Origin of the sequence: Streptomyces sp. NPDC057428 (assembly GCF_042803195.1) — a bacterium.
Classification (GTDB): Bacteria; Actinomycetota; Actinomycetes; order Streptomycetales; family Streptomycetaceae; genus Streptomyces.
Window position 1 is genome coordinate 16,230 of the sequence record NZ_JBHVCT010000046.1, and the last position, 14,434, is coordinate 30,663.

Below are 14,434 nucleotides of genomic sequence, written 5' to 3' on the forward strand. Positions count from 1 at the left end.
AACGGGTATCAAACCGCACAGCCGTCCCGGTACTCTGCACTCCGATTTCGGGGTACGAACGTTTCGGACAACGAACGGGGGAGTGGTGGTGAGCCGCCGTCCCCGGCCGGGTCGGTCGGCAGACCGTCTCAACTCTCCTTCGTGTACGTCAGACTCTCGCCGGTGTCCGTGATCTCACGGCGCAGCGAGCCGTCGGGCAGCAGCGTCAGAACGGTCGGCCTGCCGGGGGTGCAGGACGACAGCGGCTTCCCGGACGTGACCTCGGACGGCCCGATGCGGACCGGTGAGTCCGGGGACGGATCACTCTCCAACTCCGCCTGGAACACGCAGTGGTAGGAGCCACCGGTGCCGAGAGGGCCCTCGGCCGTGAGTGACAGCACGGTGTCGCCCGCCCTGCCCTGCTGGATGACGAGTCGACGGGTGGGGGACCCCGTGCCGCCTCCGATGGTCCCGGACCAGGTGCCCAGGTATCCGGAAGGAATGTCGCCGTCCGCATCCCTTCCGTCCCCGGAGGAGCCGGACGAGGAGGTCCCGCCGGACCGGGACACGTTGCCGGTCGGAGGCGCCGTTGTGTCGCCGTCGCCGCCCCGCATGAAGGTGTAGACCCCCCAGCCCGCGCCCGCGGCGACGAGCACCGCGACCGCGCCGAGCGCAAGGACGGAACCCAGCCCGCGGCGGCGCTCAGGCTCGGCGGCCGGGGCGAAGTGGGCCGGGGGAGCGCCGTACGGCGGGTTCGGCCGGCCGTGTCCGTGGCCCCGGGCGGGTTGTCGGGGGTAGCCGTACGAGGGTCCCGGCGGGGCCGGCCGGCGGCCGGGCGGGCCGAACGGTGTGGGGGGCCCCGGTGTGCCGTCCGGCGGTCGCGGGGCAGCGGACGGGAGCGGACCGGGTGCCGAAGGGAACTGGGGCAGACGGTTCGAGGGGCCCGACGACGGGCCGGCGCCTCCCGGGGCCGTCACCGGAGGTCTGGCCTGGGGACGGCCCGGCGCCGCGGTGAGCGGCACGGGCCTGCTGCCCACGGCGCCGCTCACCGCCGGCCCGCCGGACGCCGGTCCGTTCGCCATCGGACCGTTCGCCGCCGGTTCACCGGGCGCCGGTCCGCCTGTCCGGCCGGCCCGCGTGGGCTCCCCGGCTTCCTGCCCGGCCGGTGCCGGGTCACCGGGCACCCCGCCGGCCGGGGGCGGGCCGTGCTCCTCCTCCGGGTCCTCGGAGTCCAGCAGTCCCACCGCGTGCCGTCCGAGCTGGGCGATGAGCGCGCCCGGCAGCCACGGTTCCGCCGTGTCCGTGTCACCCATGCGTTCCAGGACCGCGTCCGTGGAGGGCCGTGCGGAGGGGTCCTTGGCCAGGCATTCCCCGATCAGCCCGACGAGGTCCTCGGGTACGCCGGTGAGGTCCGGGTCCTCCTGCGCGATCCGGAACATCAGGGCGTGCGCCCCGTCGTCCGAGGAGCCGAAGGGCAGCCTGCCGGTCGCCGCGTACGCGAGCACGGAGCCGAGGCAGAACACGTCGCACGCCGTCGTGAGCCGCTCGCCACGCACCTGCTCGGGCGCCATGAACCCCGGTGAACCGATCATGGAGCCCGTGCGGGTGAGACCACTCTCCGCCGAGGTCTCCAGGGCCCGGGCGATACCGAAGTCGATGACCCGGGGCCCGTCGATCGTCATCAGGACGTTGGAGGGCTTCAGGTCACGGTGGATGAGCCCGGCGGTGTGGATGTCCTGGAGAGCCCCCGCGAGTCCGGCACCGAGGGCGCGGACGGAGCGTTCGGGCAGCGGGCCGTAGGCACCCGAGTCGGACACCGCGGCACCGGGCCGCCCGGAGACGATGCGGTGGAGCGAGGGGCCGGCGACGTAACCGGTCGCGAGCCACGGCACGGCGGCGTCGACCCCGGCGTCCAGTACCGGCGCGGTCCAGGCACCGCCGACGCGACGGGCGGCCTGTACCTCGGCGCGGAAACGGTCGCGGAACCGCTGCTCCGCGGCGAGTTCGGGGCGGACCAGTTTGATGGCGACGGTCCGGCCCCGGTCCGAGCGGGCCAGGAACACCTGGCCCATCCCGCCGGAGCCGAGGCGGCCCAACAGGCGGTAGGTGCCGATGCGTTGCGGATCGCCGGGCCCCAGCTTCTCCATGGTGCGCTTCCTCCCCCGTACGGTCATGGCGGACCGGGGTCGAGAATAGCGGCGCGCGCACCTCGGCCGCCGTCCTCATTCCCCGGAGGGCTCCGGCGGTGCCACGGTCCGGGAGGCCAGGGCGTCCATCGCCTCGGACAGGCGTTCCAGCACCGCCGCGGTCCGCGCGAACTCCTCCTCACCGAGTTCCTCGGCAAGCCGCGCCGCGAACTCCGCGTGCCCGGGGCCGATCCGGCTTACCGCCGCCCGCCCCGCGGCCGTCGGGCGGAGCAGTTTGGCACGCCGGTGGGCGGGATTCGCGACGTACTCGGCGAGACCGCGGTCCACCAGGAGATCCGCGATCCGCTGCACACTCTGGCGGGTGATGCCCATCGACCGGGCGATGCCCGAAACGGGGAGCGGCTCAGCCAGGACCGCGCCGAGTACCTGCCAGCGGGCAGCGGTGAGTCCGGCGGGCCCGGCCAGCTCCTCGGCGACGGCCAGGAACCTGCCGTTGAGCCGGAACACCCCGATCGCCGTCCGGCTGAACCGGCCAGGGTTGTCGCCGTTCTTCCCGCTCATCCTTCGAGCACCTCGTACGCACTCGGGTCCGAGTCGTGGAAGAGCCGGTGGAACGCGTCGAGCTTCTTCGGCCCGTACACCCCGAGCAGTCCCAGGATCTCCCGGGCGAAGGCGACCGGTTCGGTCGGTCCGGCCGTGACGAGGGCGCCGCGTGAGGCACCGGCAGGGTCCGTCACCGCGTCGGTGTCCACGTAGTGCGCGCCGCCCGCGTACCCGGTGGCCGCGAGGTAGAAGGACACGGCGCTCGTGTGGGACCGGTCGTCGAGCAGGCCCTCGCGGGCCAGTCCCGCGGTCGCCCCGCAGATGGCGGCGACGGGTACGCCCGCGTCGAGGAAGGCGCGTGCCGCCCGGGCGAAGGGGGCCAGCGTCCCGCCGGTGTCCCAGAGGGACGCGCCGGTGAGGACGAGCAGTCCGCTGTCCTCGGGGCTCAGCTCGCCGAGCGCGAGGTCGGGCTGGACGCGCAGCCCGCCCATGGTGGTGACGGGTTCGGTGGTGAGGCCGACCGTCCTCACGCTGTACCCGTGCTGCGTGAGACGGACCGTGGCGAAGCCCGGCTCCCAGTCGGCGAACGTGTCGTAGACGGCCAGGTGGACGGTCGTGCCGGTCACGGTGACCCCCGGTGGCTGGACGGAAGACCTCGATGACAGAAGGCTGTCATGATGACAGCATTCTGTCAATGTATCGACCGGTCCGTCCCGGGAACCCGACACCCTGCCGAGCCTGGCGGCCCATGCCGTACAGAGTGGCCATGGATGAGGGCGGGCGCGACCGCCTAGGCTCGCGACATGAGCTCCGATGCCCCTCGCGCCCCATATGCCGACCCCGCAGCCGGCGCGGCCGTGAAGGCCGCCGACCGCGCGCACGTCTTCCACTCCTGGTCCGCCCAGGGCCTGATCGATCCGCTCGCCGTCGCGGGTGCCGAGGGGGCGCACTTCTGGGACTACGAAGGCAACCGCTACCTCGATTTCACGAGCGGCCTGGTCTTCACCAACATCGGCTACCAGCACCCCACGGTCGTCGCCGCGATCCAGGAGCAGGCGGGGAAGCTCGTCACGTTCGCGCCGGCGTTCGCCGTCGAGGCGCGCTCGGAGGCGGCCCGACTGATCGCGGAGCGCACCCCCGGCGACCTGGACAAGATCTTCTTCACCAACGGCGGCGCGGAAGCCGTCGAGAACGCCGTCCGCATGGCCCGCGTGCACACCGGGCGACCGAAGGTGCTCTCCGCCTACCGCTCGTACCACGGTGGCACCGCCACGGCGATCAACCTCACCGGCGACCCGCGTCGCTGGGCGTCCGACAACGGCTCGGCGGGCGTCGTCCGCTTCTGGGCACCGTTCCTCTTCCGCTCCCCGTTCCACGCGCAGACCGAGGCCGAGGAGTGCGCCCGCGCGCTCCAGCACCTCGAGGACACGCTGGCCTTCGAGGGCCCTGCGACCGTCGCGGCGCTGATCCTTGAGACCATCCCGGGCACGGCGGGCATCATGCCCCCGCCGCCCGGCTATCTCGCGGGCGTCCGCGAGATCTGCGACCGGTACGGGATCGTCTTCGTGCTGGACGAGGTGATGGCCGGCTTCGGACGCACCGGGCAGTGGTTCGCCGCCGACCACTACGACGTCGTGCCCGACCTGATGACGTTCGCGAAGGGCGTCAACTCCGGTTACGTGCCCCTCGGCGGAGTCGCCATCAACGCCGAGATCGCCGCCACCTTCGAGACCCGTCCGTATCCCGGCGGGCTCACCTACTCCGGGCATCCGCTGGCCTGCGCGGCGGCCGTCGCCACGATCAAGGTCATGGAGGAGGAGAGGATCGTCGAGAGCGCCGCGCACCTGGGCGAGCACGTGCTGGGCCCCGGACTGCGGGAAATCGCCGAGCGCCACCCGTCGGTGGGCGAGGTGCGCGGGCTCGGCGCCTTCTGGGCCCTTGAGCTGGTCCGCGACCAGGAGACCCGCGAACCCCTCGTCCCCTACAACGCCACCGGTGAGGCGAACGCCCCGATGGCGGCCTTCGGCGCGGCCTGCCGGAAGAGCGGCCTCTGGCCCTTCATCAACATGAACCGCACCCACGTGGTGCCCGCCTGCAACATCACCGAGGCCGAGGTGAAGGAGGGCCTCTCCCTCCTGGACGCCGCCCTGTCGGTCGCCGACGAGCACACCGTGTAGCGGACACCGGAACGACGCCCTCCCCCGTGCCCGGAAGCGGACACAGGCCCTGGCTTATGGTGACCCAAGCCGAGATCGGGAGGGGGCGTCGTGCCTGCCAGCGGAGGTGTGACCCGCAGTACTCTGCGCCAGCAGATCGCCGACGCGCTGCGTGACGAGGTCCTCGCGGGGCGTATGCAGCCGCGGGTGGAGTTCACCGTCAAGCAGATCGCCGAGCAGTACGGGGTGTCCGCGACCCCCGTGCGGGAGGCGCTCTTCGACCTCTCCGCGCAGGGGCTGCTGGAATCGGATCAGCACCGGGGATTCCGGGTCCGCGAGTTCACCGTCGCCGACTACCGGGCGATGGTGGAGGCACGCGCACTGGTCATAGACGGGGTGTTCCGTGCGATCTTCGACGGGGCGAGCCCGGCGTCCACCGTGCTCGCCGTCCACCGTCCCGCCCTCATCTCCGTACGCCGCCGGGCCGAGGAGGCCACGCGGGCGGCGCGCAGCGGCGACCTCGACATCCTCATCGGCTACGACCTGAGGTTCTGGCGGGAACTCGGCGCGGTCATCGGCAACGCCTACATCAACGACTTCCTGCAGCGCCTCAGGATGCAGGCGTGGGTCTTCGCCGTCCCGTACCTGCGGGGGGACGCCTATGTGTGCGACCGGCTGTGGAACGGCCACCGGGAGCTGGTGGAGGCGGTCGCGGCCGCCGACGGCCCCGCCGTACGCGCGGCGCTGGACGCCTACTACGCGCACGGCCGCGACTGGGCCGACCGGCTCGCCGGCGACAACCCGCCGCCCCCGGACCACCGTGGCTGACCGTGGCGCCGGCCGCCTCGCCGGCCACCGTCGCACCGGGGCTGCCGGGGCGCCGCGACGAGACGATCGCGGCCGACTGCGGCGCGAACGGCCGGTCCTGGCCGTGCCGCGGTCCCGGACCCTGTGCGTGGGGACCCGGTCGCATTACGCTGTCCCGACCATCGCACGAACCCGTTGGAGAGCGAGACTTCGTGGCCTGTGACCTGTGGCTGGTCCCCCTCGTCGATGTGCTGTGCCACAGCCCCGACAACCCGTTCGCCGAAGAGATCGCCGTCTACGACAAGGCGTTGACCGAGGCGGGCCTGCCGCCCGTGCCCGTCTACGCCTACATGCCCGGCCTCACCGGGGACGTCGCCCCGGTGGCCGGCTTCGACTACGACGCCCTGCACTTCCTGCGCCGGGCCTATCTGCTGCACCTGAGCGGCCTCGCCGTCACGCCGGTCGACGAACTGGGCGGGGACTACGAACAGTTGCTGGAGATGTTCGAGCAGAGCGCGCAGGAATCGCATCTGGTCTGGCACTACGACCACGCCGGGGCCTACGTACCGCTGGACTTCCCGCACCCGCTGTCCAACGACCAGCTCCTGGAAGGCGGGGGCCCGCTGGGCTCGGCCCACGGGCTGCTGAGGGAGCTGGAGTTCGTCGGCCCGTCCATCGGCATCGACCCGGCCAACCCGCCGGCCGCCCCGCTCCCGCCCGCCGGGCCGACCACGCTGGAGGAGCCGGCCGCCCCGGCCCCGTACGACGACAGCCCGTTCGCCCGGGAACGGCACGTCTGGCTCGGCCTGCACGCCGGGGCCACCCGCAGTCTCGCGCAGGGCTCGATGATCATCTTCAGCTGACCGCCGGCCCCGGCCCCGGGCCGCCCTGTTCAGCGGGGCGGCTCCGGGGGGCGCTGGCGCGGCATGTTCGGACGGGCCACCGACGGCATGGTGAGCCGGCCCGGAGGCGCCCCCTGCTCGGGGCGGCCGCCGGTCCCGCCCGAGACCAGCGACTGCATGCCCATGGGCGCGGGCCCGGCCCGGAACTCCACCATCCAGTCCGCCGTCTCCATGCGGCCGAGCTCGGTGATGTCCTCCGAGAACCGGCGCAGCACACCGAGGCACCGCTCCGCGGCCTCGCTGGCCGTGCCCTCGGTCGGCCCGAGCATCTCCCGGACGCACTCCGAGGCCCAGTCGAACTGCAGGACCTGGAGGCGGCGCTGTACGGCCTGGGCCGTCGCCAGATTCCTTATCCAGCCCGAGGTCAGCCCGAAATACCGGTCGCAGGCCATGCACGCGGCCCCCAGCAGCAGGGACAGATAGCCCCAGCCGGCCGAGCCGTGCAGCTCGCCCGTCAGGTCGAGCAGGGGCAGGGCCGCGCCGGCGACCACCCCCACCGCGGTGCCGACGCGCAGGAGCCGCGCCGTGCGCCGCTTGCGGAACCTGTCGCGCAGGTACCAGTCGGCGGTATCCAGGGCGCCGGCCTCGACCCAGCGGTAGAGCTCGTCGAGCCGCTCGGCCGGATCGCCCCAGTCGCCCAGGGGGAACGCGCGGCAGGTCAGGTCCCGGGGGCCGGCACTCCGGCGCGTGGCGGACCGTCCGGTTCCGGTACCCGCGCCGGATCCAGCGCCGGACTCCTTGCGGGGCTGCTCGTCGGGCTGCATCTCCGGCTGACTCACCGGGGCACTCCTCTGCATTCTGCGTTCGGCGCGTAACGACGCGGATCGGCACGGTTGTCGGTCACGGGGAGGGATGGATCTCCGGCATATGACCGGGCCCCACTCGTGTAACTCTGCGTTACCTACGGTGTGCGTGTGCGTACGGATACGCGTCCTCTTCCTACCGCCGAATGGTGGGGCATGGGGTCGAAATCGCGGGATTCCCGCGTGCATACCGCCTCTGGTCAGGTATAGGAGCACCGCAGAGTCTCTTGCGGACTCACTCGAAAGAGTTGCTCCCCGGCGGGTGGGGCGCGGCGTCCGGTGAACACGTAGGCTCGGCGTACCGAAACAATCCGTCGTCGAAGTGCCAGGAGTGACCGTGATTCCCGGTGGTGGCCAGCCCAACATGCAGCAGCTGCTCCAGCAGGCCCAGAAGATGCAGCAGGAACTCGCCGCGGCCCAGGAGGAGCTCGCCAGGACCGAGGTCGAGGGTCAGGCGGGCGGTGGCCTCGTGAAGGCCACGGTGACGGGCTCCGGCGAGCTCCGTGCCCTGGTCATCGACCCCCGGGCGGTGGATCCGGAGGACACCGAGACGCTCGCCGACCTCGTGGTAGCAGCGGTCCAGGCGGCGAACGAGAACGCCCAGCAGCTCCAGCAGCAGAAGCTGGGCCCGCTGGCCCAGGGCCTGGGCGGCGGCGGCATGCCGGGTCTTCCGTTCTGACCCTTTAGCCACCCCGACGTACCGTCTACGGTACGAGCAGAAGAAGGAAAGGCGTTCCGTTGTACGAAGGCGTGGTTCAGGAGCTCATCGACGAGCTGGGCAGGCTGCCCGGTGTCGGTCCCAAGAGCGCGCAGCGGATCGCCTTCCACATCCTGCAGGCGGAACCCACCGACGTACGCCGGCTGGCCCATGCCCTCCTCGAGGTCAAGGACAAGGTCCGCTTCTGCGAGATCTGCGGCAACGTCGCCCAGCAGGAGCAGTGCGGCATCTGCCGCGACGCGCGCCGCGACCGCTCGGTCATCTGCGTGGTCGAGGAGCCCAAGGACGTCGTGGCGATCGAGCGGACCCGTGAGTTCCGGGGCCGCTACCACGTGCTCGGCGGCGCGATCAGCCCCATCGAGGGCGTCGGCCCCGACGATCTGCGCATCAGGGAACTCCTGGCCCGGCTCGCGGACGGCTCGATCACCGAGCTCATCCTGGCGACGGACCCGAACCTCGAGGGCGAGGCCACGGCGACGTACCTGGCCCGGATGGTCAAGCCGATGGGCCTGCGGGTGACACGGCTGGCGAGCGGACTGCCGGTCGGCGGCGACCTCGAGTACGCCGACGAGGTCACGCTCGGCCGTGCCTTCGAGGGGAGGCGACTGCTCGATGTGTGACCTGACATCTGATGGCGGCTTTATGTTCGGCGGCGCTATGTTCTACCCACCGTTCGCGACCGTGCCCACGGGAGGTCCCCTCGATGTCTGACGCCACGCTGAATTCCGTCACGCAGGACCCGGACGACTTCGCCGTCCAGATCGCGGACCAGATCAAAACGTTCATCGTCGCGGTCACCGAGGTCTCCAAGGCGGACGAGCCCGAGACGGCCGTCCCCGTCCTCCTCCTCCAGGTGTCGCAGCTCCTCCTGGCAGGCGGCAGGCTCGGCGCCTACCAGGACATCCTCCCGGACGAGCGCTACGAGCCCGATCTCGGCCCGGAACCGGACGCCGACGGCCTGCGTGAGCGCTTCGCGGAGCTCCTGGAGCCCATCGACGTCTACTCCGAGGTCTTCGACCCGTACGAGCCCCGCAAGGCCCCGGTGCCGCACCGCATCTCCGACGACCTGGCCGATCTGGTCACGGACCTCGGTCACGGTCTGGCGCACTACGAGGCGGACCGCACGGCGGAGGCCATGTGGTGGTGGCAGTTCTCGTATTTCTCCAACTGGGGCTCCACCGCGTCGGCCGCCCTGCGTGCCCTCCAGTCCCTCATCGCGCACATCCGGCTCAATCAGCCGCTCCAGGAGCTCGACGGGCTGGACATCGACCAGGACCCCGGTGACGGCGACCTGGTCGAGGAAGCGGGCCGTGTGATGGCAGCGGAGATCGCCGGGCCCCTGGGTCTGCGGCCGGTCCTGTAGCCGGCCTCGAAGGCTCCGGCGGAATCCGCCTCCGCTGTGTCCTGGGCCACAAACAGGCTTGCGGTTCCACGAAGCGGGGCAGCAGCCCGCTACGAGCAGTTCGGAGCGACACGTCGTTCCGCGTGGTGGGCGGGACATCTCACCATCCGGTATCGACAGGTCGATTCCGGGCTGCTCGTTAAACTGAGCCGACCGCACCATTATTGAGCGAGGAGCGCACGTGGGCCTTGTCGTGCAGAAGTACGGAGGTTCCTCCGTAGCCGATGCCGAAGGCATCAAGCGCGTCGCCAAGCGAGTCGTGGATGCCAAGAAGAACGGCAACCAGGTGGTTGTCGTGGTGTCCGCGATGGGCGACACGACGGACGAGCTGATCGATCTCGCCGAACAGGTATCCCCGATGCCCGCCGGTCGTGAGTTCGACATGCTGCTGACCGCCGGGGAGCGGATCTCCATGGCCCTCCTGGCGATGGCGATCAAGAACCTGGGTCACGAGGCCCAGTCGTTCACGGGCAGCCAGGCCGGTGTCATCACCGACTCGGTCCACAACAAGGCGCGCATCATAGATGTCACGCCCGGCCGCATCCGGACCTCGATCGACGAGGGCAACATCGCCATCGTCGCCGGGTTCCAGGGAGTGAGCCAGGAGGGCAAGAACATCACGACCCTCGGCCGCGGCGGGTCCGACACGACCGCCGTCGCGCTGGCAGCCGCGCTGGACGCGGAGGTCTGTGAGATCTACACCGATGTGGACGGTGTCTTCACCGCCGACCCCCGGGTCGTGAAGAAGGCCCGGAAGATCGACTGGATCTCCTTCGAGGACATGCTGGAGCTGGCCGCGTCCGGCTCCAAGGTGCTGCTGCACCGCTGTGTCGAGTACGCACGCCGTTACAACATCCCGATCCACGTCCGCTCGTCCTTCTCCGGACTGCGCGGGACCTGGGTCAGCAACGAGCCGCAAGGGGACCAGCTGGTGGAGCACGCGATCATCTCCGGAGTCGCCCACGACGTCTCCGAGGCCAAGGTCACCGTCGTCGGTGTGCCCGACAAGCCGGGCGAGGCCGCCGCGATCTTCCGCGCCATCGCCGACGCCGAGATCAACATGGACATGGTGGTGCAGAACGTCTCCGCCGCCTCGACCGGCCTGACGGACATCACGTTCACGCTGCCCAAGGCGGACGGCCGCAAGGCCATCGACGCCCTGGAACGCAGTCGCGCCGGCATAGGGTTCGAGTCCCTGCGCTACGACGACCAGATCGCGAAGATCTCCCTCGTCGGCGCGGGCATGAAGACGAACCCCGGCGTGACCGCCGGCTTCTTCGAGGCGCTGTCGAACGTGGGCGTGAACATCGAGCTGATCTCGACGTCCGAGATCCGTATCTCGGTGGTCACCCGTGTCGACGACGTCAACGAGGCCGTGCGCGCCGTGCACACCGCCTTCGGACTCGACAGCGACTCCGACGAGGCCGTCGTCTACGGGGGCACGGGCCGATGACCGTACGCCGCCCCTCGCTCGCGGTCGTGGGGGCGACCGGGGCGATCGGCGGCGTCATGCTCCAGATCCTCTCGGAGCACGCGGACGTCTGGGGCGAGGTCAGACTGGTCGCCTCCCCACGCTCGGCCGGTACCAAGCTGGTCGTGCGCGGCGAGGAGACCGAGGTCCTCGCTCTCTTCGAGGACGTGTTCGACGGGGTGGACGTGGCCCTGTTCCTGGTGCCGGACGAGGTGTCCGCCCGGTGGGGGCCCGTTGCCGCCGCCCGGGGCGCCGTGGTCGTGGACGACTCTGCGGCGTTCCGGATGGACGCCGAAGTGCCCCTGGTCGTGCCCGAGATCAACCCGCATGCCGCGCGGCGCAGGCCACGCGGCATCGTCGCGTCCCCGACCTGCACGACGCTGTCGCTGATCGTCGCCGTCGGCGCTCTGCACGCCGAATTCGGGCTGCGGGAACTGATCGTCTCCTCCTACCAGGCCGTGAGCAGCGTGGGCCGGGACGGCGTCACCGCGCTGCGCGAGCAACTCGCGCTGGTGGTGGGCACGGAGCTGGGCACGCGGCCCGGGGACGTGCGGCGGGCCGTGGGCGACGGGGAGAAGAGCCCCTTCGCCGCGCCGGTGGCGCTGAACGTGGTCCCGTGGGCCGGGACCGACGCCGGGGACGGCTGGTCGTCCGAGGAACTGGCCATCCGTGACCAGTGCCGCAAGATCCTGGGCCTGCCCGGCCTGAAGGTCACGGCGACCTGTGTGTACGTACCCGTGATCGCGACGCATTCCATGTCGGTGCACGCCCGCTTCGAGAACGAGGTCTCGGTGGACCGCGCGCACGAGGTCCTGGCGACCGCGCCCGGTGTGGTGCTCTTCGACAGTCCGGCGGCAGGGGACTTCCCCACGCCCTCCGACGTGGTGGGAACCGACCCGACCTGGGTGGGCCGGGTGCGGCAGTCGATGGACGATCCGCGTGCCGTCGAGATGTTCATCTGCGGAGATAATCTCCGAAAAGGCGCGGCCCTCAACGTGGCCCAGATCGCCGAGTCCGTAGCCGCAGAATTTCCCCGGACCTGATCGAACCCCTTTTGTAGGATCTGTGCGCACCCTGTGGGTAAATCGCTGGTGCGAACCCCTTGAGCTGGGGTGTTGTCGTATCCGACGATGATCTCCTCGGCATCTGCAACCGCTGGTCGGATGCGACGCGTCTACATCGTCACTTCTTGCGTGGCTGGATGCGTTTTCGGGGCGTTTGGGGAAGAGCAGGTACGAATGAGGGCATGTCGCACAGCATCGAACGCGGTGCCGTTGGCGTACAACCCTGACGGGGGGATGAGTGTCCAACTGGCGTGGCAGAGGTTCTCGACATCACAGTGGTGGGCCCGTTGCGAGGCGCTTCGGTGCGCCCGCTCCGGCGGCCCCGCGCACCCGGCGGTATGCCGGTGATTGCGCCCATGCGCGCCGCGCGCTCCGCCCGGCTGCCTTCGCAGCGCGAGGGCGCTGAGGAGACGGTGGCGGCAGGAACGACGGTCGATCATCTGACCGAGACCTATCGCGCCCACTACCGTTCGCTGCTGGGCCTCGCCGCCCTCCTGCTGGACGACACCGCGTCCTGCGAGGACGTGGTGCAGGAGGCGTTCATCCGGGTGCACTCGGCGCGCAACCGCGTACGGGACCCGGAGAAGACGCTCGCGTATCTCCGGCAGACCGTGGTCAACCTCTCCCGCTCCGCGCTGCGGCGCCGCATCCTCGGGCTGAAGCTGCTCTCCAAGCCGATGCCCGACATGGCGAGCGCGGAGGAGGGCGCGTACGACCAGTTGGAGCGGGACGCGCTGATCAAGGCGATGAAGGGGCTGCAGCGCCGTCAGCGCGAGGTGCTGGTGCTGCGCTACTTCTCGGACATGACGGAGGCTCAGGTCGCCGAGACACTGGGCATATCGCTCGGTTCGGTGAAGGCGTACGGATCCCGGGGCATAGCCGCACTGCGCCTTGTGATGGAGGCGCAGGCGTGAGCGGGCCCGAACACAGGCACGACGATGACCGGACTGGAAACGGAATTGTGAACGACGGGCCGGACGACACCCCGCACACCGAGCCTGAGCGGGACGGTGAGCAGAAGCAGGGCAAGGACGTAGGCGTCGACGGCGCCGAAGCGGCCCCAGGTGACGCAGCCGACGCTTCTGCGCCCGGCGATACCGAGGGCCGTGGCCTCGCGCCCGGTGGGGGTGGCACGCTGAGCGAGCTGTTCGGGGGCATGCCCGGTGCTGCCTCCGGCGGTACGGCCGGCGGTGCGAGCGATGGCGGGCCGGGTGGAGCCTTCGGCGGCGCCCGCGAAGGCGAGGACATGGGTGAGGCCGAGCTGCGGCTCATGCTGCGCGGCGCTGTCCAGGGCCTCGAACCCTCGACCGGCACCCTTGATCACCTGCAACGGGCTGTGCCGGCCAGGCGGGCCAGGCGGCGTCAGGCCCTGGTGGGTGCCGCGGCCGCGGCGCTGCTGATCGGTACGGCGGTTCCCGCCTTCGTCCACGTGGCGAACTCGGACGGTTCGGCCACTGCCAGTCCGGCCATGGCCGGTCATGGGCAGCAGGCGCAGGGCGGCAGCGGCGAGGCTGCGGGCAGCGGGGCCGACGGCCCGCGGCCGGCTGGTCCCGAGGACTCCCGCACCGAGGGGAGCGAGGGCGAGAACGGCAACTCCTCTACCCCTTCCGAGGGATCCGGCCCCGACGCGGAGGGCAGCGGGAAGGGGGACGGCGGCGACATCCCGGACGGTAAGCCCGGTGCGGCCACCGCCTGCGAGCCCGTTCAGCTCCGCGTCGCCTCGGCCGAGGCGGGCGCCGCCGGTGCGAAGGGCACGGTCTACGGGGCGTTCAAGATCTCCAACAAGTCCGGGACTTCGTGTTCGGTCACCACCGACGGCACCGTCGGCTTCCAGGCGGCAGGCGCCGCGGACCCGATGAAGATCAGCGTCGTTCAGCACATCGCGGGGGACGCGGCGTCCGGGCTGCCCGACCCCTCGCTGGAGCCGGGGACCGTGGTCCTGAAGCCCGCGATGGCGTACGAGGTGCGCTTCGCGTGGGTGCCTTCGGACACCTGCCCGACCACTGTCGGTACACCCAGTCCGACGCCTACGGACGGCGGCGGAGGCGGCGGTGACAGCACCGGGACCACCGCCGGTACGGAGGACACCACGGCACAGTCCGGCAGTGCGGACGAAGGGCCTGCGGACGGCAGCATCGCGGTGACGCACACCCCGGAGGCCGGTGCGCCGACCGCGGAGACCACGATCTCCAACGCCTGTGCCGGCACGATCTACCGGACGGGCGTACTGGAAGCCTCGTAGTGACCCGACACGATCCGCGGCCCGCCGGGAACCGGCCAGGTTCCGGCGGGCCGGTTCGTTCCATGCCGCGGCGCCGCTTCCTTCGTCCCATGGAGAAGCCGCCCGCCCCCGGGGCCGCAGCCGACCGGGCACGCAGCCGTCCCGCCCGCGCACCGGCGCGCCACGCGGCCGGCCTCGTGCTGGGAGCCGATCGGGACGGC

Annotated in this window: 14 protein-coding genes; 10 read left to right on the forward strand and 4 right to left on the reverse strand. The window is 71.3% G+C overall.

Going from position 1 to position 14,434, the window contains the following annotated elements; translation table 11 throughout:
- Positions 1-128 precede the first annotated feature (128 nt).
- From ACFU5K_RS18870 to ACFU5K_RS18880, 3 genes are all read right to left on the reverse strand, one after another.
- Entirely contained in the window at positions 129-2,126 is a 1,998-nt protein-coding gene (locus ACFU5K_RS18870; protein WP_384062800.1) for a protein kinase, read from the reverse strand.
- Between the two features lie 75 nt (positions 2,127-2,201).
- Positions 2,202-2,687, reverse strand: a complete 486-nt coding sequence (locus ACFU5K_RS18875; RefSeq protein ID WP_384062802.1) for a MarR family winged helix-turn-helix transcriptional regulator — start codon at positions 2,685-2,687, stop codon at positions 2,202-2,204.
- A complete protein-coding gene (locus tag ACFU5K_RS18880; protein ID WP_384062805.1) occupies positions 2,684-3,295 on the reverse strand; it encodes a DJ-1/PfpI family protein in 612 nt (203 codons plus the stop codon). Before ACFU5K_RS18880 ends, ACFU5K_RS18875 begins: the two co-directional genes overlap by 4 nt.
- A 177-nt stretch (positions 3,296-3,472) precedes the next feature.
- Between ACFU5K_RS18880 and ACFU5K_RS18885 the strand changes: the two genes are divergently transcribed.
- The 3 genes from ACFU5K_RS18885 (at position 3,473) to ACFU5K_RS18895 (ending at position 6,495) form a co-directional block, all read left to right on the forward strand.
- On the forward strand, positions 3,473-4,846 hold the full coding sequence (locus ACFU5K_RS18885) for an aspartate aminotransferase family protein (protein ID WP_384062808.1): 1,374 nt from the start codon (positions 3,473-3,475) through the stop codon (positions 4,844-4,846).
- Positions 4,847-4,936: 90 nt separating this feature from the next.
- Entirely contained in the window at positions 4,937-5,653 is a 717-nt protein-coding gene (locus ACFU5K_RS18890) for a GntR family transcriptional regulator (protein WP_384062811.1), read from the forward strand.
- Positions 5,654-5,844: 191 nt separating this feature from the next.
- Complete coding sequence (locus ACFU5K_RS18895) at positions 5,845-6,495, forward strand: hypothetical protein (protein ID WP_384062813.1); 651 nt, start codon at positions 5,845-5,847, stop codon at positions 6,493-6,495.
- A 29-nt stretch (positions 6,496-6,524) separates the two neighbouring features.
- On the opposite strand, the gene ACFU5K_RS18900 is transcribed toward ACFU5K_RS18895, so the two are convergent.
- Positions 6,525-7,313, reverse strand: a complete 789-nt coding sequence (locus ACFU5K_RS18900; RefSeq protein ID WP_384062816.1) for an SLATT domain-containing protein — start codon at positions 7,311-7,313, stop codon at positions 6,525-6,527.
- 361 nt (positions 7,314-7,674) lie between these two features.
- On the opposite strand from ACFU5K_RS18900, the gene ACFU5K_RS18905 reads away from it, so the two are divergent.
- The 7 genes from ACFU5K_RS18905 (at position 7,675) to ACFU5K_RS18935 (ending at position 14,234) form a co-directional block, all read left to right on the forward strand.
- The gene (locus ACFU5K_RS18905) at positions 7,675-8,016 is read left to right on the forward strand and encodes a YbaB/EbfC family nucleoid-associated protein (RefSeq protein WP_384062881.1); all 342 of its coding nucleotides are present in this window, start codon (positions 7,675-7,677) and stop codon (positions 8,014-8,016) included.
- 59 nt (positions 8,017-8,075) lie between these two features.
- Positions 8,076-8,675 carry a recombination mediator RecR gene (gene recR, locus ACFU5K_RS18910; RefSeq protein ID WP_099173476.1) on the forward strand — a complete coding sequence of 200 codons (600 nt, stop codon included), beginning with the start codon at positions 8,076-8,078 and terminating at the stop codon, positions 8,673-8,675.
- A gap of 83 nt (positions 8,676-8,758) precedes the next feature.
- Positions 8,759-9,418, forward strand: a complete 660-nt coding sequence (locus ACFU5K_RS18915) for a DUF5063 domain-containing protein (protein WP_384062819.1) — start codon at positions 8,759-8,761, stop codon at positions 9,416-9,418.
- A gap of 220 nt (positions 9,419-9,638) precedes the next feature.
- A complete protein-coding gene (locus ACFU5K_RS18920) occupies positions 9,639-10,910 on the forward strand; it encodes an aspartate kinase (RefSeq protein ID WP_329038755.1) in 1,272 nt (423 codons plus the stop codon).
- Positions 10,907-11,971 (forward strand): aspartate-semialdehyde dehydrogenase, encoded by a 1,065-nt coding sequence (locus ACFU5K_RS18925; RefSeq protein WP_384062822.1) that lies wholly within the window; start codon positions 10,907-10,909, stop codon positions 11,969-11,971. The genes ACFU5K_RS18920 and ACFU5K_RS18925 overlap by 4 nt, the downstream gene beginning before the upstream one ends.
- A gap of 359 nt (positions 11,972-12,330) precedes the next feature.
- Entirely contained in the window at positions 12,331-12,906 is a 576-nt protein-coding gene (locus tag ACFU5K_RS18930) for a SigE family RNA polymerase sigma factor (RefSeq protein WP_384062825.1), read from the forward strand.
- A gap of 47 nt (positions 12,907-12,953) precedes the next feature.
- A complete protein-coding gene (locus ACFU5K_RS18935) occupies positions 12,954-14,234 on the forward strand; it encodes a hypothetical protein (RefSeq protein ID WP_384062828.1) in 1,281 nt (426 codons plus the stop codon).
- Positions 14,235-14,434: the final 200 nt, after the last annotated feature.

What these genes read in the sequence shown, in the direction of transcription:
- ACFU5K_RS18870 (WP_384062800.1), bottom strand. Translation starts at nt 2,126, where the DNA reads ATGGAGAAGCTGGGGCCCGGCGATCCGCAACGCATCGGCACCTACCGC.
- ACFU5K_RS18875 (WP_384062802.1), bottom strand. Translation starts at nt 2,687, where the DNA reads ATGAGCGGGAAGAACGGCGACAACCCTGGCCGGTTCAGCCGGACGGCG.
- ACFU5K_RS18885 (WP_384062808.1), top strand. Translation starts at nt 3,473, where the DNA reads ATGAGCTCCGATGCCCCTCGCGCCCCATATGCCGACCCCGCAGCCGGC.
- ACFU5K_RS18915 (WP_384062819.1), top strand. Translation starts at nt 8,759, where the DNA reads ATGTCTGACGCCACGCTGAATTCCGTCACGCAGGACCCGGACGACTTC.
- ACFU5K_RS18925 (WP_384062822.1), top strand. Translation starts at nt 10,907, where the DNA reads ATGACCGTACGCCGCCCCTCGCTCGCGGTCGTGGGGGCGACCGGGGCG.
- ACFU5K_RS18930 (WP_384062825.1), top strand. Translation starts at nt 12,331, where the DNA reads ATGCCGGTGATTGCGCCCATGCGCGCCGCGCGCTCCGCCCGGCTGCCT.